The following is a 23,466-nucleotide window of genomic DNA, read 5'->3' on the forward strand; positions in this document are numbered from 1 at the left end:
GCGCAGGATGCTGCGCGGATGGAAGCGATCGAGCGGCAGATCCGGTCGTTGCAGGGCGAGTTGACCCGCATGCGGCGCGACATGCAGGTGCGCGAGACCGAGACCCGGGCGGCCAAGCAGGACGCCGCGCAGGCCCGCTCCGAGGCGCAGGCCGCGCAGCGCCAGATCGAAACCGCGCAGCGTCAGGTCGAGGCCGCGCCGCGTGTCACCGCGCAGCCGCCGGCCGACCAGGTGCGCATCGGCTTCCCAAGCAACCGGCCGACCATCACCTCCGCCGACGGCCGCTTCAGCGCCTATCTCGGCGCGCAATTCCAGTACGACATCGGTGGCGCTCTCCAGGGCGACCGCACCGCGGGAGCGCCACGGCTCAACTCCTTCGGCGAGAACCTTCGCCGCGGCCGACTGTATTTCGGCTTCAAGTACGACGATCTGCTGCTGAGCGTGACGCCCGATTTCGGCGGCTCGCCCGATGGCACGCCGTCGCTCTACGAGGCCAACCTTACTTGGACGCCGATCCGGCCATTGGCGCTGACGGTCGGCTACTACAAGCCCTATTACGGCCTGGCCGATTCCATGAGCTCGAACGACTTCCTGTTCCTCGAGCGGCCGAGCATCATGGAGATCGCCCGCAACATCACGGCCGGTGACGCTCGTGCCTCGGTCGGCGGACGCTGGGCGGCGAATCGCTGGTTTGCCGCCGGCTATTTCACCGGCGACGTCGCTGGCTCGAACAGCACCACCCAGGCCACCAGCGGGCAAACCGGCTTCGTCGGCCGCGTGGCCGGCCGGCCCTACACCGATGCCGACACCGACCTGCATGTCGGCATCACCGGCTCCTACGCCTTCGACCTGCGGCGGCAGGCGGATGGCCAGACGCTCCGCCTGCGCGACCGGCCGGAATGGCGCGCCGGCGATCCTTCCACCCGGCTGATCGATACCGGGAACCTGGCGGCCGACAATGCCAGCGCCTGGGGCCCCGAGTTCGGCGTGCGCTGGCGCAACTTCATGCTGCAAGGCGAGTACCAGCAGATCAATGTGGCGCAGGCCCAGGCCAGCGGCGCGCTGCGGCCCGACCTGACCTTCGATGGCGGCTATGTCGAGGCGAGCTGGGTCATGACCGGCGAGCCGCGGCGCTACAGCACCTCCTCCGCCGCCTTTGGCCGGCCCAACCCCGCGCGCCCCTTTGACTTCAGCGGCGGCGGCTGGGGTGCCTGGGAGCTGATGGCCCGCTACAGCGTCGCCGACCTGAACGACAAGGTCACCCGCGGCCAGGCGCAGGCGGCGACTGGCGGCGTCCATGGCGGCCGGCAGGAGGTGGTGGGCCTGGGCCTGTCCTGGTACCCGACCAACTTCCTGCGCTTCATGCTCGATTGGAACATCGTCAACGTGGACCGGCTGAACACCGCCGGCACCCAGCAGATCGGCGACCGCTTCCACACGATCGGGCTGCGGTCGCAGATGGCGTTCTGATCCGTGCCGCGACGGCCTCAGCGGCCGTAGAGGGCCGGGACCGGGTGGCGGTCCCGGCTGGTGCGCTCCAGCATCATCAGCCCCGCGATCAGCATGCCACCGGCGCCGCAGGCCGCCCAGAAAGCCAGCATCGGCGGCACGCGGCCGGGGGCGAAGGCATCGGACAGCAGCAGGGCGACCAAGGCCGAGATCACGGCCAGGGAGGCACCGATCAGGCTGCAGGCGATCCGTTGCATGCTCTGTTGCTCCATTCGTCCTGGGCCATGCGGCCCGTGTGACGATAAGAACACCCGAGCCTTGGCAGCTTCTGGCCGGCCGTGGGGCGATTTCGTGGCAAGCCCCCCGGTTGCGCCGCAGCAAGGAATGCGGGATCGTGCCGCCCCGTCGCCTGCCGGGAGCCCCTCATCCATGATCCGTGCCTTCCTCGCCGCCTTGCTGGGCGCCGGCCTGCTGGCCTCGCCGGCCCTCGCCCAGACCACCGTCGGGGCGCCTGCCGGCAGCCAGCCGCCGCTGCGCTGCGCGGTGGATGGCACCTTCGCGCCGCATGCCTTCCCGAGCCTCCAGGGCGGGGTGCAGGGCTTCCAGATCGACCTGTTCGATGCCGTGGCGAAGCGGCTGGGGCGGCAGCTCGTCGTCGACAGCGCCAGCTTCTCCGGCCTCATCCCGGCGATGAATGCGGGCCGTTACGACTTCCTCTGCGCGCCCGTAACGGTGACGGAGGAGCGGGCGCGCAGCCTGCTCTTTACCGAGGGCTATCTCTGGACCGAGTTGCAATTCGGCATCAGGCGCGGCACCACGCCGATCCGCTCGGAAGAGGACCTGCGCGGCAAGACGGTCAGCGTGAACAAGGGCACGCCCTATGAGCAATGGGTGCGCAACAACGCCGAGCGGCTGGGGCTGACGCTGCTCGCCTTCGACAGCCAGCCGGATGCGGTGCAGGCGGTGCTGCAGGGCCGGGCCTATGCCAACCTCTCGGGCAACACGGTGATCAAGTACTCGGCGGCGCGCACGCCGCAGTTCATCGCCGACTTCGCGCTGCCCGGCACGCGCTTCCACTGGGGGACGCCGACGCGGCAGGACAACACGGCGATGCGGGCGCAGCTTGAGGAAGCGATCGAATGCCTCAAGAAGGACGGCACCATTGCGCGGCTCTCCGAGAAGTGGTTCGGCGCCGCACCGAAGGAGGACGATGCGGAGCGCGTCCCCTTCCCCGGATATGGCCCGCCCGGCCTGCCGGGCTATGACGCGACGCCGGTGCGCGCGGCCTGCGGGTGAGCGCCGCGATCGTCGAGGCGCGCGGCGTCCACAAGTATTTCGGCGGCCTGCATGTGCTGAAGGGCGTCGATCTCGCGGTGCGGGAGCGCGAGCTGGTCTTCGTCATCGGGCCGAGCGGCTCCGGGAAGTCGACGCTGCTGCGCTGCCTCAACCGGCTGGAGGAGCCAAGCGACGGAAGCATCACGGTGGACGGCATCGACATGCTCGACCGCCGCACCGACATCAACAAGGCGCGGCAGCGGATCGGGATGGTCTTCCAGTCCTTCAACCTCTACCCGCATATGACGGCGCTCGGGAATGTGGCGCTGGCCTTGCGCCGGGTGCAGGGGATGTCGCGGGCGGCGGCGGAAGCGCGGGCGCGGCAGGCGCTGGAGCGGGTGCATCTGGCGGACCGTGCCGGGCATTACCCGGGCCAGCTCTCGGGCGGGCAGCAGCAGCGCGTCGCCATCGCGCGGGCCATCGCGCTCGAGCCTCGCGTGATGCTGTTCGACGAGCCAACCTCGGCGCTCGACCCGGAACTGGTCGGCGGCGTGCTCCAGGCGATGCGGGAGCTGCGGGAGAGTGGGATGACCATGGTCGTCGTCAGCCACGAGATGGGCTTCGCCCGCGCGGCGGCGGACCGGGTGGTATTCATGGATGGCGGGCGCATCGTCGAGGAGGGTCCGCCCGAGGCGATCTTCGGCAACCCGCAGCAGGAGCGGACGCGCGCCTTCATCGGCCAGATCGAGCGGCACTGACCCGTGACCAATTGGGACCGCTTCCTCGACAGCTTCTTCAACGCGCGCGTGGCCGCCGAGTACCTGCCGAAGATCATCGAGGGCTTCTGGCTCACCATCCTGCTCGCCGCCTGCATCATCCTGGCCGGGGTCGCGGCGGGGCTGGCGCTGGCGGTGCTGCGGAGCCTCGGCATCCGGGTGCTGAACTGGGCGATCATCTTCGTTGTCGACCTGTTCCGGGCGCTGCCGCCGCTGGTCATTATCGCGCTGCTCTATTTTGGGCTGCCGGCGGCGGGGCTGTCGCTCTCCGGCTTCGCGGCGGCCTGGCTGGCGCTCTCGCTGGTGCTGATGGCCTTCACCGAGGAGATCTTCTGGGCCGGCATCACCGCCGTGCCCAAGGGCCAGTGGGAAGCGGCGCGGAGCACGGGGCTTGGCTTCCTCGACACCTTCACCCTGGTCGTGCTGCCGCAGGCGGTGCGGATGGTGATCCCGCCGCTGACCAACCGCACCATCGCCATCACCAAGGGGACGGCGCTGGCCTCCGTCGTCGCGGTGCAGGAGATATTGGGCGCGGCGCAGGCGGGCGTCTCCTTCAGCTTCAACCCGACGCCGTTGACGCTCGGGGCGGTCGCCTATCTCGTGCTGTTCCTGCCCGTCGTGATCCTCGGCCGCTGGGTCGAGACGCGCTTCGCCTGGAAGCGTTGAGCCATGTCGTTTGATGACTTCCTCCAGGCCTTCTTCTCGCTCGAGATATTGCAGCAGGCCTGGCCGATCCTCTGGGCGGGGCTGCTCAACACGCTGCTGCTCTCGGTCGTGGTGGTGCCGCTCGGCTTCCTCGGCGGGCTGATCCTCGCCCTGCTCGGCACGGTGCACAGCCGCTGGGTGCGCTGGCCGCTGATCGCCTGGGTGGACCTGTTCCGCTCGCTGCCGCCGCTGGTGCTGCTGGTCTTCGTCTATGCCGGGCTGCCCTTCGCCGGGCTCGAGGTCACGGCGCTGACGGCGGTGGCCATTGGCTTCTTCCTCAATACCGGCGCCTATTACGGCGAGATCCTGCGCGCCGGCATCGAGAGCGTGCCGCGCGGGCAGGTGGAGGCGGCGCGCTGCACCGGCCTCACCGCGGCGCAGGCGATGGCGCATGTCGTGCTGCCGCAGGCAGTGCGGAATGTGCTGCCGGACCTCATCTCCAACACGCTGGAGGTGGTGAAGCTCACCTCCATCGCCTCGGTGGTGGCGCTGCCGGAACTGCTCTTCCAAGCGCGGCAGGCGCAGAGCGTGACCTACAACGCGACGCCGATCATGGCGGCGGCGGTGATCTACTTCATCCTGCTCTGGCCGGTGGTGCGGCTGCTCTCGCGGCTGGAGAACCGGCAGATGGCTGGGCGGCGGTAGTCCCCGCCGTCAGCCGCCTGCTCATCCCGTCCGTTCGTGGGTGGTGCCCCTGGGCGGACAGATGACTAAGGTCCGCTGGGCAGTGTCCGCAGATAGGCCACGATATCCGAGAGGTCGTCGGGGCTGACGCGGGCATAGTAGCCAAAGGCCATCGGCGGGCTGAGCTGGTGACCGTCCGCGGAGATGCCCTGCGTGATGGCACGGAAGATCTGTGCCTCGGTCCAGTCACCGATGGCCCTCGGAGTGATGTCGCGCGGCACGACCTGCCCCAGCGGCGAGGCCATCGGCGGGCCGCCGGTGCCCGCCCGGCTCCAGTCGCGCCGCCCGTCGGGCCCGATCGGGCTGTGACATTCGATGCAATGGCCGAGCGGCCCGGCAAGATAGGCGCCGCGGGAAACCGGATTGTCGGCCGGCATCGACACGGTCCCGACCGGCGGCCCGTAGGAGGGCGGCAGCGGGATCTGGAAGCTCGACTTCCCTGTCGCGTTCCGCACCGGCGGCACGCTGCGGAGATAGGCGACCATGGCGACGAGGTCGCGGTCGGCGATGCCGCGGTAGAGTTCGATCGGCATGGGCGGGCCGATCAGGCTGCCATCCGGCCGCCGCCCCTCGCGGATGGCGAGCGCGATCTGCGCATCGGTCCAGCGGCCGATGCCGGTCTCGGTGTCGGGCGTGATGTTGGGGACAACGGCACGGAACAGCCCCGGCTCCTCGATGACCAGGCCGCCGGCCAGCGCCATGCCCGGCACCTCGCCGGACGGGCCCTTCGGCGTGTGGCAGTTGCCGCAGGCGGCAATCCCCTCGACCAGGTAGCGGCCGCGCTCCAGCAGGGCGGCCTCCTGTGCCAGGGCCTGGCCGCCGAGCAGCAGGGCCAGGCCCCATCCAAGCCAGAACCGCATCCTTCCGCCTCCCTATTGGTCCGGCCAGGAGAGCAAGGACGATGCACCGGCGCAACCGGTGCGGCGGTCATCTACTTCACGGCATAGACATCGTAGGTCGGCCCGCTCGGCGGCCGCTGGCCGATGCCGATGGCGAGGATGCGATTGAGCCAGGCAAGCGGCGCGGCGCCGGTCTCGAAGCGGATGGCGGTGCGGAAATAGTACTCGGCCGGGTCCACCGCCTCGCCGGCATTCAGCCGCGCCAGCACCTCGGGCGCCGCGGTGCGGATGCCGCTGTAATGCATGAAGATGTGGTGGCCTTCGGCGGATTTGACGGTCAGCCGCACATCCATATGCGCCGTGCCGTCCGGATCGACGCGCAGCCAGTCGGCGGCGGTGCCGGGCAGGATCTCGCCGGTCAGCGCCGGGCCCTCGATGCGGCCGCCGGTGACGGGGACGATGCGGAGATCGCCGGTCCGTGTCGCGCCCACAGGCTGGGGTGCGCCGACCGTAAGGGTGGCGCGGAAGAGGAATTCGCCGATCAGTGGCAGGGGTGTCATGGCCTTGTCCTCCTTATCGTTGCCGCCAGGGCAGGCCCTCGGCCTTCCAGCCGGCGAGCTGGCCGCGATGCCCCTCCTCGTCGGGCGGGCCCTCGAAGCCGTCGGCGACGTTGAAGGCATGCGGGAAGCCCATGCTCTGCGCAGCCTGCCCGGCGGCGAGGCTGCGGACGCCGGAGCGGCAGATGAAGTAGAGGCGGTTCTCCGCCGTCAGCCCAGCCTTGCGCATCTGCTCGGCGAAGGCGCCGTTCACCTGCATGGAGGGATAGACCTGCCAGGGGATGAGCAGGAGTTGCTTGCCCGTCTCGGTGATGTCTGGCAGGCCGACGAAATTCCATTCCGCGTCAGTGCGGACATCGATGAGGATGGCGGCGGGGTCCTGGACCAGCGTCTCCCAGGTGTCGCGGGGGCGGATATCGGGCACACCGGGCATGCGGCGTCTCCTCTGCACGGGGTTCGGGCGGAGCATGGGCGGCCTGCCGGCGGAGGGCAATCCAGCTTCCCGATTGACCGGCCCGGCCCGAGGTCCGACCATTCCGGCATGGACGCCCCGATCCGCCTCGGCATGCTCACCCCCTCCTCCAACACCGTGCTCGAGCCGGTGACGGCGGCGATGCTCGCCGGGCTGCCAGGGGTGACGGCGCATTTCGCCCGGATCCGGGTGGTGGCGATCGGGCTCGATGCCGGGTCGCGAGCACAATTCGACGCAAGGCCGATGCTGGAGGCGGCGGGGCTGCTGGCGGATGCCAAGGTGCATGCGATCTGCTGGAACGGCACCTCCGGCGCCTGGCTCGGGCTGGAGCAGGATCGGGCGATCTGCGAGGCCATCACCCGGGCGACTGGCATACCGGCGGTGACGGCGACGCTGGCGCTGATGGAAGCACTGGCCCTGCTGGGCGCGCGGCGGATCGGGCTGGTGACGCCCTATCTCGGCACGGTGCAGCAAGCGATTGTCGCGCGCTGGACCGAGGACGGGCTCGATGTGGTGGCGGAGCGGCACCTGGAGGATCCTGGCAATTTCAGCTTCGCCGAGCACACGGAAGAGCTGGTCGCGCGGCTGGTGCGGGAGGTCGCGCAGGCGAAGCCGGAGGCGATCACCATCCACTGCACCAATTTCCGTGGGGCTGGCGCCGCCGCGGCGTTGGAGGCGGAGACGGGCATCCCGGTGCTGGACAGCATCGCCGTGGCGCTCTGGGGCGCCCTGCGGACAGCCGGGGCGCGAGGGGCGGGGCTGGCGCCCTGGGGGCAGCTCTTCAGTCTCGGTGAATTGTCTTAAAAATATTAAAAATCTCTTTTTTAGTGAATGGCGAGTTAACGCCGGCCTTACTCATTCCGGCAGGAGCACGCCCGATTCCAGCATCCTTCTCCGTGCCGAGCCCTGGCGCAGCGGTCGCCCGCTGCTGCTCACCTACAGCTTCGCGCATGACGGGCTGGACGACATCGGAAACCGCCTGGAGGATGACGGCTGGGGGCCTTCAACCTGCAACAGCAGGCGGCGGCACGGCTAGCGCTCTCGTGCTGGGCGGCGGATACGGGGCTTTCCTTCCTCGAAGTGCCGGATACGCTGGGTGGGGCCGGGATCGACCTGCGCTTTCGGCTGGAGACGATGAGCTTCGGCGTACTCGGCCAGGCGACGGGACCCGGCGATGGAGACATCGTCCTCAGCCTCAACCTGTTCAGGAGCGATGCGCTGGCGCCGAGCGCGACGCGGGTCGGCTTCGCCGTGCTGCTGCACGAGATCGGTCATGCGATCGGCCTCGACCACCCGGACGAGGTACCGGGGGCGACGCGCGACCTGACGGTGATGGCGGATGTCAGCGGCCGCCTGCCGCAGCCGGGCGCGCCGCGGCCGCTCGACCAGGCGGCGGCGGAGACACTCTACGGGACGGAGGCGGCGGAGCGGACGCAAGGCCTCGCCTGGTCCTGGCAGGACGGGGCGGTGCATGGCACGGGGACGGCGGGCGACGACCGCATCCAGGGCACCGACCTGCCGAACCTGCTGAGGGGCGGAGCCGCGGACGATACGCTCATCGGCGGCGCCGGCGATGACACGCTGGTCGGCGGTGCGGCAATGACACGCTGATCGGCGGCATGGGGCGGGATGTGGCGCGCTACGACCATGCCAGCAGCCAAGTGGTGGTCAACACCGCCGCCGGCACCGTCGCGGCGCCCGATGGCACCGACTATCTGCAGGGAATCGAGGTCATCGCCTTCACCGACGGGCAGGTGGTGATGGATGCCGACGACCCGGCGGCGCTGGTCATGCGGCTCTATCGCGTGGCGCTGGACCGGCTGCCGGATACGACCGGCCTTGCCCATTGGACGCTGGCGTTGGAGCAGGGGGCGGCAGCGACTTCGGTCGCGGCGGGCCTCCTTTAACAGCCGGGAATTCACCGATCTCTACGGCGTGCTGAACGATGCGGGCTTCGCCCGGCTGGTGGCCTCGCATCTCGGCGCGCCGGACCTGGCTTGGGACGTGCTCGATGCCCTCGCCGGCGGGGCGAGCCGGGAGCAGGCGTTGGTCGATCTGGCTGATGGCTGGGCGGCGCGGCGAGCGACGGCGGCGGACCTCGCCGCCGGCCTTTGGGACGTGCGTGGCACGGCGGAGGAGGTGGCGGGACTCTATCGCCTCGCTCTCGGCCACGCGCCGTCGCCCGAGGCATGGACGCAATGGACCACACTGATGGCTGAGGGCGCGTCGGCTCTGGAGCTGGCGGTACAATTCCTTGAAGCCTCCGAGATGCAGGACATGGCGCCGGCGGCGCTGCTGCCGCTGCTGCTGGAGCACGGTCTGGGCCATGCACCGAGCGCGGCGGAGCTGGCGCCCTGGGCGGCGAAGCTGGCGGCTGGGCTGGATGCGCTGGGGCTGCTGGTGGCGCTCGCCGAAGGGCTTCCGGAGCAGCACTGGATGACCGTCAGCGTGGATGGGGTTCTGTTCGACTGAGCATCTTGCCGTAAGGGATGTTATAACATAACGTCTCCCTATGAGACGTACCCTTGCGCTGCCCATCGCCCTGCTCGCCCCCGTCCCCGCCATTGGGCAGGATGCGCCCGTGGCAGTGCTGCCGGAGATGGTGGTGGAGGCGCAGCGCGCCGCCGCCGCGCGGCAGGGCATCCTCGCCCGCTTCGGCGCGCGCGAGGTGACGGTAGATCGGGAGACCATCGAGGGCCTGCCGGGCGGCGCGAACCAGCCGCTCAACCAGATCCTGCTGCAAACGCCGGGCGTGGTGCAGGACGGGCTTGGCGACATCCATATCCGCGGCGAGCATCGCAACCTGCAATACCGGCTGAACGGGGTGCAGCTGCCGGAAGGGATCAGCGGCTTCGCCCAGGTCTTCGATGCGCGGTCGCTGCGCAGCGTCTCCGTGCTGACGGGCGCCTTGCCCGCGCAGTTCGGCTTCCGCACCAATGCGGTGATCGATCTCGAGACGCGGACGGGCGCGCTCGACCCGGGCGGCAGCATCGGCGTCTATGGCGGGGCACGTGGTACGATCCAGCCGCATGCAAGTTGGGCGGGCCTCGTCGGGCCATGGGATGTCTTCGTCGCTGGGAGCTTCCTGCGCAGCGACCAGGGCATCGACAACCCGACCAGCTCCTGGCGCGCCATCAACGGCAACACGCAGCAGACCCGCGGCCTGGCCTATGCGGCGCGGCAGCTCGACGACACGACGCGGCTCTCGCTCATCGCTGGCACTTCGCTCAGCCGGTTCCGCATTCCGGTGACGCGGGGGCAGGAGCCGGCCTTCACCGCCTTCGGCGCCTCCGATTTCGACAGCGCCGATCTGCGCGCGCGGCAATGGGAGCGCAACTGGTACGGCGTCGCCGCCTTGCAGAAGTCCTATGGCGATGTCGATGTCCAGATCGCGCCCTTCGTGCGCTATTCCTCCATCCACTACGTGCCGAGCACCGTGGGCGAGACGGTGTTCAACGGCAGCGCGGCGGATGTCTTCCGCGCCAGCATGGCGATGGGCGTGCAGGGCGATGCGGCCTGGCGAGTCGCGGCGAACCACACCATCCGAATCGGCGTCCAGGCGCAGGGCGAGCGCGCGCGGTTCCGCAGCACCACCACCGCCCTGCCCCTCGATGCCGATGGCGCGCCAGTGGATGATCCCTTCACCATCGGCGACCGCTACGGGCGCACCGGCTGGCTCTATGGCGGCTATGTGCAGGACGAGTGGCGGATCACGCCGCGGCTGACGCTCAATCTCGGCGTCCGCTGGGACCAGATGGTGCAGTTCGTTACCGCCGGGCAGCTCTCGCCGCGCGTCAACTTGGTCTGGAAGCCGGGCGACACGACGACCATCCATGCCGGCTATGCGCGCACCTTCACCCCGCCGCAATTCGAGCTGGTGCAGGCAGGCGCCATCACCCGGTACGAGGGCACGACGGCAGCGCCCTTCAGCCTGGAGAACGGCCTCGCCCGGCCGGAGCGCGCCCATCGCTTCGATGTCGGCATCTCGCAGCGCATCGGGCCACGGCTGACGCTCGGCGTCGATGCCTATTACAAATCCGTTCGCGACCTGCTGGATTTCGGCCAGTTCGGTGCGGCGCCGATCTTCACGCCATTCAACTTCCGCCAGGGCCGCGTCTATGGCGTGGAATTCTCCGGCAACTGGCGCGGCGACCGCTGGCTGGCCTATGCCAACCTGGCCTTGAGCCGCTCCGTCGGGCGCGACCTGCGCTCGGGGCAATTCGCCATCGAGCCGGATGAGCTGGCCTATATCGCCGGCAAGTATGTGCGGACGGACCACGACCAACTCATCACCGGGTCGGCCGGGGCGATCTGGAACGCTTGGGAGGGCGGGCGGCTCTCCGCCTCCATGCTCTATGGCAGCGGGCTTAGGAAGGGCTTCGCGGCGACGGAGAAGGTCGATCCCTATGCGACGTTCAATCTTGGGCTGAGCCAGGAATTCACCGGGCCGGATCGCGGGCGGTGGACGGCGCGGATCGACCTGATCAACGTCTTCGACTCGATCTACCAGTTGCGCGACGGCACGGGCATCGGGCTCGGCGCGCCGCAATACGGGGTGCGGCGGGGCGTCTTCGCCGGGCTGAGCCGCAACTTCTAGCGGCAGCGGCGGGTGGGAGCTAGGCTTCCCCCATGGCCGAAACCGCGCAGCCGAAGCGACCGCCCCTCTGGCTGCTGGCCTTCATCACCCTCAGCGGCACGATGGCGATGCATATCTTCGTGCCGGCCCTGCCGGAGGCCGGGCGCGACCTCGGCGCCGGAGCCGGGGCGATGCAGATGACCATCAGCCTCTACATCCTCGGCCTCGCCTTCGGGCAGCTCGCCTATGGGCCGCTCGCCGATGCGTTGGGGCGGCGGCCGGTGCTGATGGCGGGACTCACCATTTATGCGTTGGCCGGGCTGGCGGCGGCGCTGGCGCCGAATGCCGGGGCGCTGGTGGTGGCGCGACTGTTCCAGGCGCTCGGCGGCTGCGCCGGGCTGGTGCTGGGGCGGGCCATGGTGCGCGACACGGCGGGGCCGGACGAGACGGTGCGGCGCCTCGCCCTGCTGACGCTCATGATGCTGGTCGGGCCGGGCCTCGCGCCGGTGCTGGGCGGGGCACTGGCCGCGACCCTCGGCTGGCGTGCGATCTTCCTGTTGCTGGCGGCGATGGGGGCGCTAGGCATCGCCCTCTGCTGGCGGCTGTTGCCAGAGACGGGCGGGCGCGCCGGGCCAGTGAACCCGCGCCTGCTGGGGCGCGAGTACCGGGCGCTGGTCGGCTCGCGCGCCTTCCTCGGCCTCGCCATCGGCGGGGGCTGTGCGACGACCTCCTTCTACGCCTTCGTCGCCGCGGCGCCCTTCATCCTGACCGGAGAGTTGCACCGGCCGCCGCAGGAGGTGGGGCTCTGCCTCGGCCTCATCATCCTCGGCATGGCGGCCGGTAACCTGATGACCGGGCGGCTGGTCGCACGCTTTGGCACGGAGCGGCTGCTGCTCGGGGCGAATGCGCTGAGCGGCGCGGCGGCGCTAGGCTTCTTCGGGATGGTGCTGGCGGGGCGGCTCAGCCTGGTGCCGATGCTCGGGCTGATGCTGGTCTTCACCCTTGGCATCGGCATGGCGAGCCCGGCGGCGCTGGCGCGGGCGGTGAGCGTCAACCCGAAGGTGATCGGCTCCGCCTCGGGCCTGTACGGCTTCGCGCAGATGGGGGTCGGTGCGCTCTGCACGGCGCTGGCGGGGCTGGGACCGGACCCGGCACTGGCTGCCTCGGCGGTGCTGGCAGGAGCTAGCTTGCTCGCGCAACTCGCCTTCCGCATCGCCCTGCGGAGACGCTAGTGTCCTGGCCGCGAAATGCTTCGGATTCCGTTCCAGGCCACCAGCCATCGTTCTCACTGGCTTACCTGTCCCTTGCGTTCGCCTTGGCTCATAGAAGCCGCTCTGGCCGTTTGTTCGATCGGGCAAATTGCTTAGGTCGGGGGTTCCAGCTGGGCGGTCGCCAACCGTTCCGGCGGTTTGGGCAAGATTGGCATGTGTCCTATCCATCCCTAGTGTTGGGTGGATGCTTTCCCCGACGACGATGAACGTATCGGTCACCTCGGAACTCGCGGCCCTCGCCCAAGGGGGGGGTGCGACAGGCCGCTACCGCAGCGCGGGCGGGATGGGCGGCGCCGCCTTGCGCCCCCTCAAGGAGACGGAACGCGACCGGAATCCACCTTCGGTTCCGCACGCCAAGGCGTCGCGTCGGGGACGGGCCGATGGACGCTGAGACCTGGCCCGGCTTCCCCGCCGCGCAAGGCGAGATGGCCGATCGCCTCCGCGCCCACAACTGGGCGGCGACGCCGCTCGGGCCGATCGGGCGCTGGCCGCAGAGCCTGCGGACGGCGGTCGACCTGATGCTCGCCGCGCGCCAGCCGGTCTACATCGCCTGGGGCCCCGAACTCATCTCCATCTTCAATGACGGCTACATTCCCATTCTCGGCAACAAGCATCCGACGGGTCTCGGCAAGCCCTATACGGAACTGTTCGCGGAGATCTGGCCGGAATACCGGCCAATGACCGCCGCGACGATGGCCGGCGAGGCACAGCACTTCGTCGACAAGCCTGTTGCCTTGGCGGGCCGGCCTGGCCTGCCGATGAGTTGGTTCACGTTCTCCTGGACGCCGCTGCGCGACGAGGCCGGCAAGATCGCCGGCATCTACTGCTCGGCGATCGAGACCACCGAAAAAGTCCTCGCCGAGCAAGCGCTCCGGGCCCGCAGCGAGCGGGAACTGCGCCGCAGCCAGACCGAGCGCGAGCGCCAGCGCCGCCTCTACGAGGCCATCCTGGGGAATACCCCGGACCTCGCCTACGTCTTCGATCTCGACCACCGCTTCATCTACGCCAACGAAGGCCTGCTGCGGATGTGGGGCCGGACCTGGGATGAGGCGATCGGCAAGACCTGCCTTGAGCTAGACTACCCGGACTGGCACGCGGCCATGCACGACCGCGAGATCGAGCAGGTCATCGCAACCAGGCAGCCGATCCGGGGCGAGGTGCCGTTCACGGGGACCTTTGGGCGCCGGATCTACGACTACATCTTCGTGCCGGTTCTCGACGCGGAGGGCCGGGTGGAGGCCGTCGCCGGGACGACGCGCGACGTCACGGAGAGCAGGCAGGCGGAGGAAGCCCTGCGCGAAAGCGAGACACGCTTCCGGGTGATGGCCGACGCTGTCCCGCAGATCATCTGGATCACCGATGCGGAGGGACGGACAGAGTTCTTCAATCGTCAATGGTCGGACTACACCGGCGCCCCCTACGAGCCGACGACGGCGGCGGAGGTTGCGGCCAACTTCGTTCATCCTGAAGACGCAGGATTGACGATGATGCGGTTCGAGGAGGCCCGGCGGACTGGCGGCACCTTCCTGGTCGAGCACCGCATTCGCTCGAAGAACGGCCAGTACCGCTGGTTCCTGGTCCGTGGCGAGCCCTACCGGCACCCCGGCACCGGCGAGATCGCCCGCTGGTTCGGGGCTTCGGTCGACATCCATGACCGTAAGGAGGCCGAGGCGGCACTGCGCGAGAGCGAGGCGCGCTGGCGCGGGCTGTTCGGGCGGATGCAGGAAGGCGTTGAGGTGGACGAGTTGGTCTACGATGCCGATGGGCGGGCCGTGGACTTTCGCTACCTCGAGGTCAATCCCGCCTGGGAGCGGCAGACCGGCCTGCTGCGGGAGGCCACGGTCGGCCGCCGCGGGAGCGAGATCTTCCCGGCGGATGAGGTAGCCTTCTGGGTCGGGACCTTGGCTCAGGTCGCTGAGACGGGCCAGGCGGCGCATATCGAGCGCTACGTTGCCCCGCTTGGACGCTGGTACGAGGTGATCGCCTACCCCGTCGAGCCAGGCCGGACCGCCTCATTGGTGCTCGACGTGACAGCGCGCAAGGCGGAGGAGGAGCGGCGGGCGCTGTTGATGCGCGAGGTGGACCACCGGGCCAAGAACGTGCTGGCCGTGGTGGAGGCCGCGCTGAGGCTGACGCGGGCGTCCGACGTGCCGGCCTTCCAGCGGATTGCACTGGGGCGCGTCTCGGCGCTGGCGAGGGCGCAAACGCTGCTGGCGCAGGATCGCTGGCGCGGGGCCGATCTGCGCACCTTGGTCGAAGGGGAGTTGGCCCCCTTCGTGAGCGAAGTCGGCCCCTGTATGGAGTTGAATGGCGCGTCGGTGCTGCTGCCACCCGGGGCGGCACAGCCGGTCGCAATGGCGCTGCACGAGCTGGCGACGAATGCGGTGAAGTACGGGGCGCTTTCGGTGGCTGCAGGCCGCGTCGCGGTCTCGTGGCACCTTGACGACAGCCTGCCGGGCCGATTGCGGCTGCGCTGGGCCGAAGCCGGCGGACCTGCCGTCGGCGGGCCGCCGTTGCGCCGCGGCTTCGGGTCGCGCGTGATCGAGGACACGATCCGCCGCCAGCTCGGCGGCGAGGCGTCGCTGACCTGGGAGGTGGGCGGTGTCGTTTGCGAGATCACCGTGCCGCTCCGGGGCGCCGGCGGGGCGGAGGCGCGGGACGACGGGGACGGGTTCGCCGCAAGCCATGCCGAGGACGGCTTTACCCGAGCGGCACGTCACGGCCGGGAGACCGAGCAGGATATCGTTCGCCAGCGCCTCATTGCCAAAGGTGGAAGCGAGGATTGACATCCCCGCGCGTTGGCGGAAGCGAGGCGGGTCCTCGCGGCACTTCTGCAAATTTTAACCTTGGCGCGGCATCAGCGCCGCCGGGAGCGGCCCAAGGCATGGACCGGATCCATGGCACGCCTCGCGCGGGCATCCGGGCGACGCCCTGCATGGTTCTCGCAGACACCTGGTGGCACGGGCTCGCGCAGCTCATCGAGGACGTCCGGCCGGCGCTGCCGCGGTGCCACAGGCGAACCCGCATCGCACCATCGAAGCGACCTTCCGGCGCCACCGGAACGGAGCCAAGCGTCGGAGTACCCGGCTGCGAGACGACCGCCGATTCCTTCTTCGAAGTGCTCCCCCTTGCGGCCAGCCGCCATCGGGTCAGGCGCCAGCAGGCCGACCGCATGGCCGGCTGCATGCCGAGGGCACCGGCCACCGCGATGCCCAATCCGCAGGCGGAGCCTTCAACCGCACCGCGCGGCCTGCTTTCATGCGCCGGGCAGCAGGCAGGGTGAGGCATGGCCGCAAAGGAGATCATCGCCGCGGCGCGGGCGCTGGATGCGCTCGGCTTCATGCCGAGCAAGTCGGGCAACCTCTCGGTGCGGACGGCGCGCGGCTGCCTCATCACCCCGGCGGGCCTGCCCTATGTGGAGACGGGACCTGAGGACCTGGTCGAAGTCGCCCTCGATGGCAGCGTGCTCGCCGGGCATCGCCGCCCTTCATCGGAATGGCGGCTGCATACGGCGGTCTATGCAGCGCGGCCGGAGGCGGGGGCGGTGGTGCACACCCACAGCCCCTTCGCCACTGCCCTGTCCTGCGCGCGGCAGCCGATCCCGCCCTTCCACTACATGATCGCGCTCGGCGGCGGGGCCGATATCCGCTGCTCGGCCTATGCGACCTTCGGCACGGCGGCGCTGGCCGAGGCCTGCGTTGCGGCGCTGGAAGGACGGCGCGCGGCGCTGCTCGCCAATCATGGAGCCGTCGCGCTCGGGCGCACATTGGCCGGCGCCCGGACCCTGGCCATGGAGGTGGAAAACCTGGCGCGACAATACCTCGCCCTCCGTGCCGCCGGCCTGCCGCCCGTGCTGCTGACCGAGGCCGAATTGCGTGAGGTCTTCGCCCAATTCGGCGACTACGGCCGGCTTACCTGAAATTCAGTTCGCGTATCGAGCAGGTCCCAACCCCCTGCTGCTCACCCAGGAGGGTGAGACAGCGACGCGCTGCATGGTCTGGCCGGTGCTGTTCACCGGGTTGAAGCGGTTCTGCGCCGCAGCCGGCATGGTGCCGGCCAGCGCCGTGTCCAACCGCCCGAGCAAGAGCCTGATGTGCATGATGTTTTCTCTCCCTTCGCCGACATGATTGGGAGGCTTTCATGACGAGTCCGCCCTGAAGCAAGGCAGAAACAATCGCCGACTGCGGCGCCCGTGCCACGGGGCGATACCGCCGCGCGGCATTCTGTTCTAGCTTCGGCGCCGATGCAGTTCCCCGGTCCCCCGTCCCGGTTGGCCCTCCTGGCCGCCGCGCTCCTTTCCGCCTGTGCCGCCAGCGGCCCGCGCAGCGGCTCAGGCCCGTCCGGCCAGCCGGATTTCGGCGCCTACCTCGCCGGCCGCTTCGCCGCCGCCGAGACCGATACCAGGACCGCTGCCGACAGCCTGCTCGAGGCGCTGAAGGCCGACCCGGACCAGCCGGAAGTGCTGAACCGCGCCTTCCTTGCCACGCTGCTCGACGGACGGTCGGAGGCCAACCGCCTGGCCCGCCGCCTGCCGGACAACCCGGCCGCCAACCTGCTCCTCGCCGGCGGCGACGTCCAGGGCGGCCGTTGGGACAAGGCGGAGCAGCGCCTCCGTGCCCTCGGCCGCAGCGGGCCGGTGCAGGTGCTCCAGCCGGTGCTGCTGGCCTGGGTGCAGTTCGGCCGCGGCCAGGTCGACCAAGCGCAGGCGACGCTCCGCCCGCTGGTCGAGGCCAACCGGCTGCGCGCGCTGAACGCATTGCACGCCGCCCTCATCGCCGACCTCGCCGGCAAGCCACGCGAGGCGGAGCGGCTTGCCCGCCTTGCCATCGCCGACCAGCCGCAGCCGCCTTGGCGCCTCGCCGTGCTCGCCGCCGGGGTGTTGAGCCGCGCCGGTCGCGCCGACGAGGCGAACCGCTTGATGGACGGGGTGGTGGCCAGCAGCGAGGATGCCGCCCTCGCCGCCGCCCCGGCCAACCGGCGGCTGGCGCTGGCTGCCCGCGGCGTCGCCTCGCCTGCGGATGGCATCGCCGAGGCCTATACCGCGCTCGCCAGCGCGCTGCGCGGCCAGGGGTCCAACGACTTCGCGCTGATCCTGGCGCAGCTGGCGCTCCGGCTGCGGCCCGGCTTCGCCCCGGCGCTGGTGCTGACCGCCGATACGGTGGCCGACCAGAACCATCCGGAGGCAGCGCTCGCCGCACTCGGCCAGGTTGCCACCGACGATCCGCTGGCGCCGGTGATCGCGCTCCGCCGCGCCAACCTGCTCGACAAACTGAACCGGACGGATGAGGCGGTGGCCCTGCTGCGCCAGCTCGCCGCCGCCAACCCGGCCCTGCCGCAGCCCCCGACCCGGCTCGGCGATCTGCTGCGACGGCGCGAGCGCTTTGCCGAGGCGGCCGAGGCCTATGACCAGGCGCTGGCCCGTAGCGGGCCGGTCGATACGGCGGACTGGCCGCTCTTCTATGCCCGCGGCATCGCCCGCGAACGCTCCGGCCAGGCGGCGGCGGCAGAGGCCGATCTGCTGCGTGCGCTCGAGCTCTCGCCGGACCAGCCCTATGTGCTGAACTATCTCGGCTACAGCTGGGCCGAGCAGGGGAAGAACCTCGACCGTGCCAAGGCCATGCTGCTGCAGGCGACGGAGCTGCGGCCGCAGGACGGCAACATCGCCGACAGCCTGGGCTGGGTTCTGTTCCGTCTCGGCAACCTGCCGGAGGCGGTGACCTGGCTCGAGAAGTCGGTCGAGCTGGAGCCGCGCAGCAGCGTCATCAACGATCATCTGGGCGATGCCTACTGGGCTTCGGGCCGGCAGCGGGAGGCGCAGTTCCAGTGGCGCCGGGCGCTGGCCCTCGACCCGGAGCCGGCCGAGGTGCCGAAGATCCAGCAGAAGCTGCGCGACGGCCTGCCCGGCTACCCCGCCTCCACCGCGCAGCGCTGATGCCGGCCGAATCCGCGCCCGCCAAGGTCAATCTCTACCTGCACGTCACCGGGCGGCGGGCGGATGGCTACCACCTGCTCGACAGCCTCGCCGTCTTCGGCCCAGCGGCGGATGAGGTGGCGGCCGAGCCGGCAGAGGGGCTGTCGCTCGCCCTCGACGGCCCCTTTGGCGCGGGGTTGGCGGCGGAGGAGGACAACTTGGTGCTGCGTGCCGCGCGGGCACTGGCGGAGGCGGCTGGCTGCAACCGCGGCGCGGCGCTGCGGCTGGTGAAGCGGCTGCCCATCGCCTCCGGCATCGGCGGCGGCTCGGCCGATGCAGCGGCGGCGCTGAGGCTGCTCGACCGGCTTTGGGGGCTGGGCCTCGGCGAAGCGCGGCTGGCGGAGATCGGCGAGCGGCTCGGGGCGGATGTGCCGGTCTGCCTCGCTTCCCGCCCGATGCGGATGCAGGGCGTGGGCGAGCTGCTCTCCCCGGCCCCATCCCTTCCGTCCTGCGGGCTGCTGCTGGTCAATCCCGGCCTCGCGCTGGCGACGCCGGCGGTGTTCCGGGCGCGGGAAGGCGGCTTCGCCCCGCCTGCCACCCTGCCCGCCGCCTGGGCCGATGCAGCGGCCATGACGCGCGATCTCGCGATGCTACGCAACGACCTGGAGGCGCCGGCGATCCGCCTCTGCCCGCCCATCGCCGAGGTCCTGGCCGCGCTCCGTGCCCTGCCGGGCTGCCTGCTCGCACGGATGAGCGGCAGCGGGGCAACCTGCTTCGGCCTCTTCGCCACGCCCGAGGCGGCGGAGGCGGCGGCGCCGGCCCTGCCGGGTGGCTGGTGGCATGCGGCGGGACCGCTGCATCGGGCCGCTTGAAGCGCGCTTAGGGCTTTACGCGGCGAGGTCCCGGCCCTATCCAGTGCGCCGCCGCTGGGGCGTAGCCAAGCGGTAAGGCAGCGGTTTTTGGTACCGCCATTCCCAGGTTCGAATCCTGGCGCCCCAACCACCCGGTCAGCCTGTCGCAGCGATTTGGGGGTTTTCGGGCCGGTGGTCGCAAAAGCCCCGGGCTTCTGGCCTGACACGCGGCGGCGTATCCTTGGTTGTACATGAAGACGCCGGTCAGGCGGTATCGGGCGGCCAAAGTGCGCCCGCGCCTCCCAATGGCATTTTGGCAGTACGGATGGAGGTCCGGGAGCGGCGATTGGTGCTTGCCGTGAAGCTTGGGGTGCCCAACCATGGGTGCGAGCCATGTTGGTCGAAACCCCGTTCGAAGCAGTGCTTCGAACCATCGATGAACACCAGCCGGTCCGGGTCGAGATCAAGCTGCGCCTCGAACAGGCCCAGCGCCGCCTCAAGATGTCCGGGCGGTCCTACTCCGCGGCGTGGGCGGACTTTTTTCCATGTCATCCGGCGCCGGTCGAGGAAGCGCCAGAGCGTGCCAATACCACCGGACACACAGACTTGGTCAACTCGACCCGGATCTCCCGCAGCGTGATGTCCGACTTCTGGCCAACAAGGCGAAGGATCAGCGCCGCATGCGCGTCGATCAGCGCCGAGCGTCGGTCCCCGCCTAGCGGTCCTGGCGCGACCGAGCCGCCTCCCGCACCAGCGCCGCCCGGCAGGACAACCCCGCCGCGATCGCCGCCACCACGCGTTCCCGCAAGTCGACCGACAGCGCCTTCGGCATATCCACTGCCTTCATGCCAGGGCAACATTGGAACACCGCCATGCATTGCGCAGGGTCACAAGCGACTTAGTCAGGCAGAAAAACGCGCCAGGTAGCGGATGGCGACCCGGTCCGGACGTTTTCGACGCGAACTCTTAAGGGCACAGTGAGCTTACAGACCGTTCATGATGGTCGCGCACCCGCGCCACAGGGGAGTTTCGCTTGAGCACAGGGTTGATCGCGCTGTTGGACGACATCGCCGGGCTGGCCAAGGTCGCGGCGGCCTCGCTGGACGACGTGGTGGCGCAGTCGACCAAGGCTGGCGCCAAGGCCGCGGGCGTGGTGATCGACGACGCAGCGGTGACGCCGCGCTATGTGGTGGGCTTCACCGCGGCGCGCGAAGTACCGATCGTGGCACGGATCGCCTGGGGGTCGCTCAAGAACAAGATTCTGTTTCTCCTCCCCGGGGCGCTGCTGCTGAGCCTGTTCGCGCCTTGGGCGATCACGCCGCTGCTGATGCTGGGTGGGGCCTATCTTTGTTACGAGGGAGCGGAAAAGGTCTGGCACGCGGTGGCGCCGCACGGAGCCAGCCAGCACGAAGCGGTAGTGCTGGCACCGCCGGAGAACCCCAAGGCGCTGGAGGATGCCAAGGTGCGCGGCGCCATCGGCACCGACTTCATCCTGTCGGCCGAGATCATGGCGATCACGCTCGGTACCCTACCCGACGTGCCGCTGTGGGAGCAGGCGGTGGTGCTGGCGGTCGTAGGCATCGGCATCACGGTGGGCGTTTACGCCGTGGTGGCGCTGATCGTGAAGGCGGACGATGCGGGGCTGGCAATGGCGGCCGGCGAGCGCCCGATCTCGGCGATCTTCCGCCGGCGGATCGGCCAGCCCAGCGGCGCCGACCTCGCGGCGCGGCCGGTGACGCAGGCGATCGGGCGTGGGCTGGTGGTCGGGATGCCCTGGTTCCTCAAGGTGCTGGCAATCGTGGGCACGGCGGCGATGGTGTGGGTGGGCGGCGGCATCATCGTGCATGGCTTGGCGGGCTACGGCCTGCCGGAGGTCGAGCACGCCACCCACGGCGCCGCCGTCGCGGCAGCGAACGCGGTGCCAGCGGTTGCGGGTGCCGTGGAATGGTTGGTGACGGCGGCGGGTTCGGGTGTGGTGGGACTGGTAGTCGGCGCAGCACTGATCCCCATTGTGCAATTTGTGGTGTCGCCGCTGCTCGGCCTGTTCCGGCAGGAGCCGAAGAGACACGGAGCGGCGAGCGACTGATGGGGAATGCCGACGCTGCCGGCAGGGTCTGTTAGGGTTGAATAGGGAGAGGGTCCGAGGCGGATTTGCACCTTCCGCTCCACCCCGCGCCAGGCCTGGCGCCAAAGACCGATCGCTACACTCGGCACCGGGAAGGCCTTCGCCTGCAAGCCCGCCCAGGGTAGCTCCTGCCTTGCCCCCTGCCGGGACCGGCAGCGTCTCTGGAACGGGGGATACCGTCCCGGGTTCAACCATCAAGCTTGGCATCCCCGGCGCGACAGGCGCCTCCATCACCGGGAGTCCCGATGCTTTACCGCTTTCTACCCGCTCTCGCCCATGCGGTGGTCTTGCTGCCACTGTTCGTGGCCGTCGTCCCGTCCGCGGTGGCTCAGGACGAGCCGATCGAGCTGGCGGACGACCCTTTCGAGATCACCGATCCCATCGCCGCCCCTCCCGGCGCTGCGGAGGTCGGCTTTGTTGGGTCCTATGAGCGGGCTCGGCGCGGCCGCGTCCGCGACACCGGGGGCGTGGAGGCGGAGTTCGAGATGGGCCTTGTCCCAGGTCTCGAACTCCGCCTCGGGCAGACCGGCGCCTACGGCAACCTTGAAACCCGGCGCAAGCTGGGTACCGTGGCAGACCTTTCGGGCAGTACGGACGATGCAGGCCGAGCATTGTGGGGTGGCGCCACGCGGCTCGGCGCTTTGTACCAGCTCAGCGACGGCCGGAGCGGCTCGCCGGCGGTGGGCCTGCTCGGGCGGGTACGGACGCTCTACGGACCAGGCAGAACGGGCTACGAAACCGAAGCCGTGGCCCTCATTGGCAAGACCTTTCGGGAAAGGGACCGGCCGCTTGGCCTTCATGTCAACCTCGGATGGGTGGCACGCATCGACCCCCAGCCGGGAGAGCGGCCGAACCGCTTCCTCATCAACGCCTCAGTCGGGCAGGCCGTGTCCCGGGACACGGCGTTGGTCTTGACCTATGCGCGGGAGCAGCAGGAGCGCGGAGACCGGGATTACAGCATAGTCCAGGCAGGGATACGCCACAGGTTGCAAAGCGGAACAGTGCTTGGCTTGGCTGCGGGTGCCGGGACCAACCGGAACTCACCGAACTTCCAGATCGCCTTCGCCGTGCAGTGGCAACTCAGCGAGGGCTGGCGCTGACTGTGAACGGCTACGTGTCATGCATTCTCCCTTACTTGGCGATTGCCTGTACCGGAGGGTTGCTACCGCCCAAACCCATCAAATCTGGCCATAACGCCAAGATCGACTGGCGGCGCAAATGCTTTTCCTGAGGAATTTAGAGCGCCTTGCTCTGTCGCAAGGCTCTACGGGAGCACCGAGGCGAACGAGGCGCTGGAGGTTGTAGGTAAGGCCGCGCAGCAGCGCTGGGACGCGCTGCGTCTGATCCATCCTGGCGATGAACGCCTCGTCTTGGCGCTGCTTCACGACAGACATGACGGTATCACCTTTTACCTCTGGCATTATTGAGGCGGCCCCCATTGTCTTGACTACGCGGCGTAGCGGAATTGCGGGTGCTGAAAGATGGAGCGGATCCGCTGCGGCCGCTTGGCAAGGCTACGCATATGGCTGATCGCCGCACGTTTCAGCTGCTGCTTGCTGCGCGCCGGCGCCTTGCGCGGGACCGCCTGCTTGAGGTCGGCGTTCACTCCCTCGTCTGGGTTCAGGTCGGGGCTGTAGGGGGCTCTGTTGCACAAATGGCCTGAGGGGGATTCATCTCGTGAATCCAGCGTGATAGCTGGACGGCATGAGCAGACCGACACCGCCGACTTACAAGACCAGGAACTGGCCTGCCTACAGCGACGGGCTCAAGCGACGCGGCTCGCTAACGATCTGGCTCGATCGCGAGATGACCTGGGAAGCCGCGCCGACCGGTAAACGGGGCCGACAGCCCCTCTATAGCGATGCTGCTGTCCAGACCTGCCTGACCATGAAGGTGCTGTTCGGCATGGCGCTGCGCCAGACGACTGGCTTCGTCGAGAGCCTCCTGCGGCTGACCGGCCTTGATTGGACTGTGC

General features: G+C 69.7%; 24 protein-coding genes and 1 tRNA gene. 19 read left to right on the top strand and 6 right to left on the bottom strand.

Features of this window, described 5'->3' with window-relative positions; all coding sequences use genetic code 11:
• Positions 1-18 precede the first annotated feature (18 nt).
• Entirely contained in the window at positions 19-1,470 is a 1,452-nt protein-coding gene (locus EP26_RS19655) for a porin (protein WP_052389393.1), read from the top strand.
• Positions 1,471-1,487: 17 nt separating this feature from the next.
• Here the strand turns inward: EP26_RS19655 and EP26_RS19660 are convergent, their stop codons facing one another.
• Positions 1,488-1,706 (bottom strand): hypothetical protein, encoded by a 219-nt coding sequence (locus EP26_RS19660; protein ID WP_157033632.1) that lies wholly within the window; start codon positions 1,704-1,706, stop codon positions 1,488-1,490.
• A 172-nt stretch (positions 1,707-1,878) separates the two neighbouring features.
• On the opposite strand from EP26_RS19660, the gene EP26_RS19665 reads away from it, so the two are divergent.
• Genes EP26_RS19665 through EP26_RS19680 form a run of 4 tightly spaced genes read left to right on the top strand, consistent with a single transcriptional unit; the run spans position 1,879 to position 4,850 of the window.
• Positions 1,879-2,745 (top strand): transporter substrate-binding domain-containing protein, encoded by an 867-nt coding sequence (locus EP26_RS19665; RefSeq protein ID WP_052389394.1) that lies wholly within the window; start codon positions 1,879-1,881, stop codon positions 2,743-2,745.
• Positions 2,742-3,482, top strand: a complete 741-nt coding sequence (locus EP26_RS19670; protein WP_281177101.1) for an amino acid ABC transporter ATP-binding protein — start codon at positions 2,742-2,744, stop codon at positions 3,480-3,482. The genes EP26_RS19665 and EP26_RS19670 overlap by 4 nt, the downstream gene beginning before the upstream one ends.
• Positions 3,483-3,485: 3 nt before the next feature.
• Positions 3,486-4,166 (top strand): amino acid ABC transporter permease, encoded by a 681-nt coding sequence (locus EP26_RS19675; protein WP_043341165.1) that lies wholly within the window; start codon positions 3,486-3,488, stop codon positions 4,164-4,166.
• 3 nt (positions 4,167-4,169) lie between these two features.
• Positions 4,170-4,850 (top strand): amino acid ABC transporter permease, encoded by a 681-nt coding sequence (locus tag EP26_RS19680; RefSeq protein WP_043341167.1) that lies wholly within the window; start codon positions 4,170-4,172, stop codon positions 4,848-4,850.
• Between the two features lie 65 nt (positions 4,851-4,915).
• On the opposite strand, the gene EP26_RS19685 is transcribed toward EP26_RS19680, so the two are convergent.
• The 3 genes from EP26_RS19685 to EP26_RS19695 all read right to left on the bottom strand — a co-directional run bounded on the left by EP26_RS19685 (position 4,916) and on the right by EP26_RS19695 (position 6,718).
• The gene (locus EP26_RS19685) at positions 4,916-5,749 is read right to left on the bottom strand and encodes a cytochrome c (protein ID WP_043341168.1); all 834 of its coding nucleotides are present in this window, start codon (positions 5,747-5,749) and stop codon (positions 4,916-4,918) included.
• Between the two features lie 71 nt (positions 5,750-5,820).
• Positions 5,821-6,288, bottom strand: coding sequence for a DUF3237 domain-containing protein (locus EP26_RS19690; RefSeq protein ID WP_043341169.1), 468 nt, complete (start codon positions 6,286-6,288; stop codon positions 5,821-5,823).
• Between the two features lie 13 nt (positions 6,289-6,301).
• Complete coding sequence (locus EP26_RS19695; RefSeq protein WP_043341170.1) at positions 6,302-6,718, bottom strand: rhodanese-like domain-containing protein; 417 nt, start codon at positions 6,716-6,718, stop codon at positions 6,302-6,304.
• Between the two features lie 108 nt (positions 6,719-6,826).
• Between EP26_RS19695 and EP26_RS19700 the strand changes: the two genes are divergently transcribed.
• From EP26_RS19700 to EP26_RS19740, 8 genes are all read left to right on the top strand, one after another.
• Positions 6,827-7,561, top strand: a complete 735-nt coding sequence (locus EP26_RS19700) for a maleate cis-trans isomerase family protein (RefSeq protein ID WP_043341171.1) — start codon at positions 6,827-6,829, stop codon at positions 7,559-7,561.
• 204 nt (positions 7,562-7,765) lie between these two features.
• Positions 7,766-8,368 (top strand): matrixin family metalloprotease, encoded by a 603-nt coding sequence (locus tag EP26_RS19705; protein WP_245624456.1) that lies wholly within the window; start codon positions 7,766-7,768, stop codon positions 8,366-8,368.
• 8 nt (positions 8,369-8,376) lie between these two features.
• On the top strand, positions 8,377-8,664 hold the full coding sequence (locus tag EP26_RS19710; RefSeq protein ID WP_043341174.1) for a DUF4214 domain-containing protein: 288 nt from the start codon (positions 8,377-8,379) through the stop codon (positions 8,662-8,664).
• Positions 8,665-8,692: 28 nt separating this feature from the next.
• The gene (locus EP26_RS19715; protein WP_043341175.1) at positions 8,693-9,229 is read left to right on the top strand and encodes a hypothetical protein; all 537 of its coding nucleotides are present in this window, start codon (positions 8,693-8,695) and stop codon (positions 9,227-9,229) included.
• Between the two features lie 40 nt (positions 9,230-9,269).
• Complete coding sequence (locus EP26_RS19720; RefSeq protein WP_052389395.1) at positions 9,270-11,354, top strand: TonB-dependent receptor; 2,085 nt, start codon at positions 9,270-9,272, stop codon at positions 11,352-11,354.
• Positions 11,355-11,386: 32 nt separating this feature from the next.
• Complete coding sequence (locus EP26_RS19725) at positions 11,387-12,565, top strand: multidrug effflux MFS transporter (protein WP_043341177.1); 1,179 nt, start codon at positions 11,387-11,389, stop codon at positions 12,563-12,565.
• A 419-nt stretch (positions 12,566-12,984) separates the two neighbouring features.
• Entirely contained in the window at positions 12,985-15,390 is a 2,406-nt protein-coding gene (locus tag EP26_RS19730) for a PAS domain-containing sensor histidine kinase (protein ID WP_052389396.1), read from the top strand.
• A 500-nt stretch (positions 15,391-15,890) separates the two neighbouring features.
• The gene (locus EP26_RS19740; RefSeq protein ID WP_043341180.1) at positions 15,891-16,523 is read left to right on the top strand and encodes a class II aldolase/adducin family protein; all 633 of its coding nucleotides are present in this window, start codon (positions 15,891-15,893) and stop codon (positions 16,521-16,523) included.
• Positions 16,524-16,526: 3 nt separating this feature from the next.
• Here the strand turns inward: EP26_RS19740 and EP26_RS35000 are convergent, their stop codons facing one another.
• Positions 16,527-16,703 (bottom strand): hypothetical protein, encoded by a 177-nt coding sequence (locus tag EP26_RS35000; RefSeq protein WP_157033633.1) that lies wholly within the window; start codon positions 16,701-16,703, stop codon positions 16,527-16,529.
• A gap of 171 nt (positions 16,704-16,874) precedes the next feature.
• Between EP26_RS35000 and EP26_RS19745 the strand changes: the two genes are divergently transcribed.
• The 5 genes from EP26_RS19745 to EP26_RS19770 all read left to right on the top strand — a co-directional run bounded on the left by EP26_RS19745 (position 16,875) and on the right by EP26_RS19770 (position 22,591).
• Complete coding sequence (locus EP26_RS19745; RefSeq protein ID WP_245624455.1) at positions 16,875-18,536, top strand: tetratricopeptide repeat protein; 1,662 nt, start codon at positions 16,875-16,877, stop codon at positions 18,534-18,536.
• Positions 18,536-19,387 (top strand): 4-(cytidine 5'-diphospho)-2-C-methyl-D-erythritol kinase, encoded by an 852-nt coding sequence (locus EP26_RS19750; protein WP_043341182.1) that lies wholly within the window; start codon positions 18,536-18,538, stop codon positions 19,385-19,387. Before EP26_RS19745 ends, EP26_RS19750 begins: the two co-directional genes overlap by 1 nt.
• Positions 19,388-19,442: 55 nt before the next feature.
• Positions 19,443-19,517, top strand: a tRNA-Gln gene (locus tag EP26_RS19755).
• 882 nt (positions 19,518-20,399) lie between these two features.
• A complete protein-coding gene (locus EP26_RS19765; protein ID WP_043341183.1) occupies positions 20,400-21,452 on the top strand; it encodes a DUF808 domain-containing protein in 1,053 nt (350 codons plus the stop codon).
• Between the two features lie 284 nt (positions 21,453-21,736).
• Positions 21,737-22,591 carry a hypothetical protein gene (locus EP26_RS19770; protein ID WP_211259483.1) on the top strand — a complete coding sequence of 285 codons (855 nt, stop codon included), beginning with the start codon at positions 21,737-21,739 and terminating at the stop codon, positions 22,589-22,591.
• 347 nt (positions 22,592-22,938) lie between these two features.
• Here EP26_RS19770 and EP26_RS35005 read toward each other — a convergent pair whose 3' ends face one another.
• On the bottom strand, positions 22,939-23,097 hold the full coding sequence (locus EP26_RS35005) for a hypothetical protein (protein ID WP_157033634.1): 159 nt from the start codon (positions 23,095-23,097) through the stop codon (positions 22,939-22,941).
• A 98-nt stretch (positions 23,098-23,195) separates the two neighbouring features.
• On the opposite strand from EP26_RS35005, the gene EP26_RS19775 reads away from it, so the two are divergent.
• On the top strand, positions 23,196-23,466 hold a 271-nt coding region (locus EP26_RS19775; protein ID WP_043341184.1), incomplete at its 3' end, for an IS5/IS1182 family transposase.

It is taken from the genome of Belnapia moabensis DSM 16746 (assembly GCF_000745835.1).
Lineage (GTDB): Bacteria > Pseudomonadota > Alphaproteobacteria > Acetobacterales > Acetobacteraceae > Belnapia > Belnapia moabensis.

Excerpts from the sequence above, each read along its gene's own strand:
- EP26_RS19770 (WP_211259483.1), top strand. The coding sequence starts at position 21,737 with ATGCTTTACCGCTTTCTACCCGCTCTCGCCCATGCGGTGGTCTTGCTG.
- EP26_RS19720 (WP_052389395.1), top strand. The coding sequence starts at position 9,270 with ATGAGACGTACCCTTGCGCTGCCCATCGCCCTGCTCGCCCCCGTCCCC.
- EP26_RS19695 (WP_043341170.1), bottom strand. The coding sequence starts at position 6,718 with ATGCCCGGTGTGCCCGATATCCGCCCCCGCGACACCTGGGAGACGCTG.
- EP26_RS35000 (WP_157033633.1), bottom strand. The coding sequence starts at position 16,703 with ATGCACATCAGGCTCTTGCTCGGGCGGTTGGACACGGCGCTGGCCGGC.
- EP26_RS19655 (WP_052389393.1), top strand. The coding sequence starts at position 19 with ATGGAAGCGATCGAGCGGCAGATCCGGTCGTTGCAGGGCGAGTTGACC.
- EP26_RS19660 (WP_157033632.1), bottom strand. The coding sequence starts at position 1,706 with ATGCAACGGATCGCCTGCAGCCTGATCGGTGCCTCCCTGGCCGTGATC.
- EP26_RS19740 (WP_043341180.1), top strand. The coding sequence starts at position 15,891 with ATGGCCGCAAAGGAGATCATCGCCGCGGCGCGGGCGCTGGATGCGCTC.
- EP26_RS19665 (WP_052389394.1), top strand. The coding sequence starts at position 1,879 with ATGATCCGTGCCTTCCTCGCCGCCTTGCTGGGCGCCGGCCTGCTGGCC.
- EP26_RS19750 (WP_043341182.1), top strand. The coding sequence starts at position 18,536 with ATGCCGGCCGAATCCGCGCCCGCCAAGGTCAATCTCTACCTGCACGTC.
- EP26_RS19730 (WP_052389396.1), top strand. The coding sequence starts at position 12,985 with ATGGACGCTGAGACCTGGCCCGGCTTCCCCGCCGCGCAAGGCGAGATG.
- EP26_RS19680 (WP_043341167.1), top strand. The coding sequence starts at position 4,170 with ATGTCGTTTGATGACTTCCTCCAGGCCTTCTTCTCGCTCGAGATATTG.
- EP26_RS19690 (WP_043341169.1), bottom strand. The coding sequence starts at position 6,288 with ATGACACCCCTGCCACTGATCGGCGAATTCCTCTTCCGCGCCACCCTT.
- EP26_RS19725 (WP_043341177.1), top strand. The coding sequence starts at position 11,387 with ATGGCCGAAACCGCGCAGCCGAAGCGACCGCCCCTCTGGCTGCTGGCC.
- EP26_RS19710 (WP_043341174.1), top strand. The coding sequence starts at position 8,377 with ATGGGGCGGGATGTGGCGCGCTACGACCATGCCAGCAGCCAAGTGGTG.
- EP26_RS19700 (WP_043341171.1), top strand. The coding sequence starts at position 6,827 with ATGGACGCCCCGATCCGCCTCGGCATGCTCACCCCCTCCTCCAACACC.
- EP26_RS19685 (WP_043341168.1), bottom strand. The coding sequence starts at position 5,749 with ATGCGGTTCTGGCTTGGATGGGGCCTGGCCCTGCTGCTCGGCGGCCAG.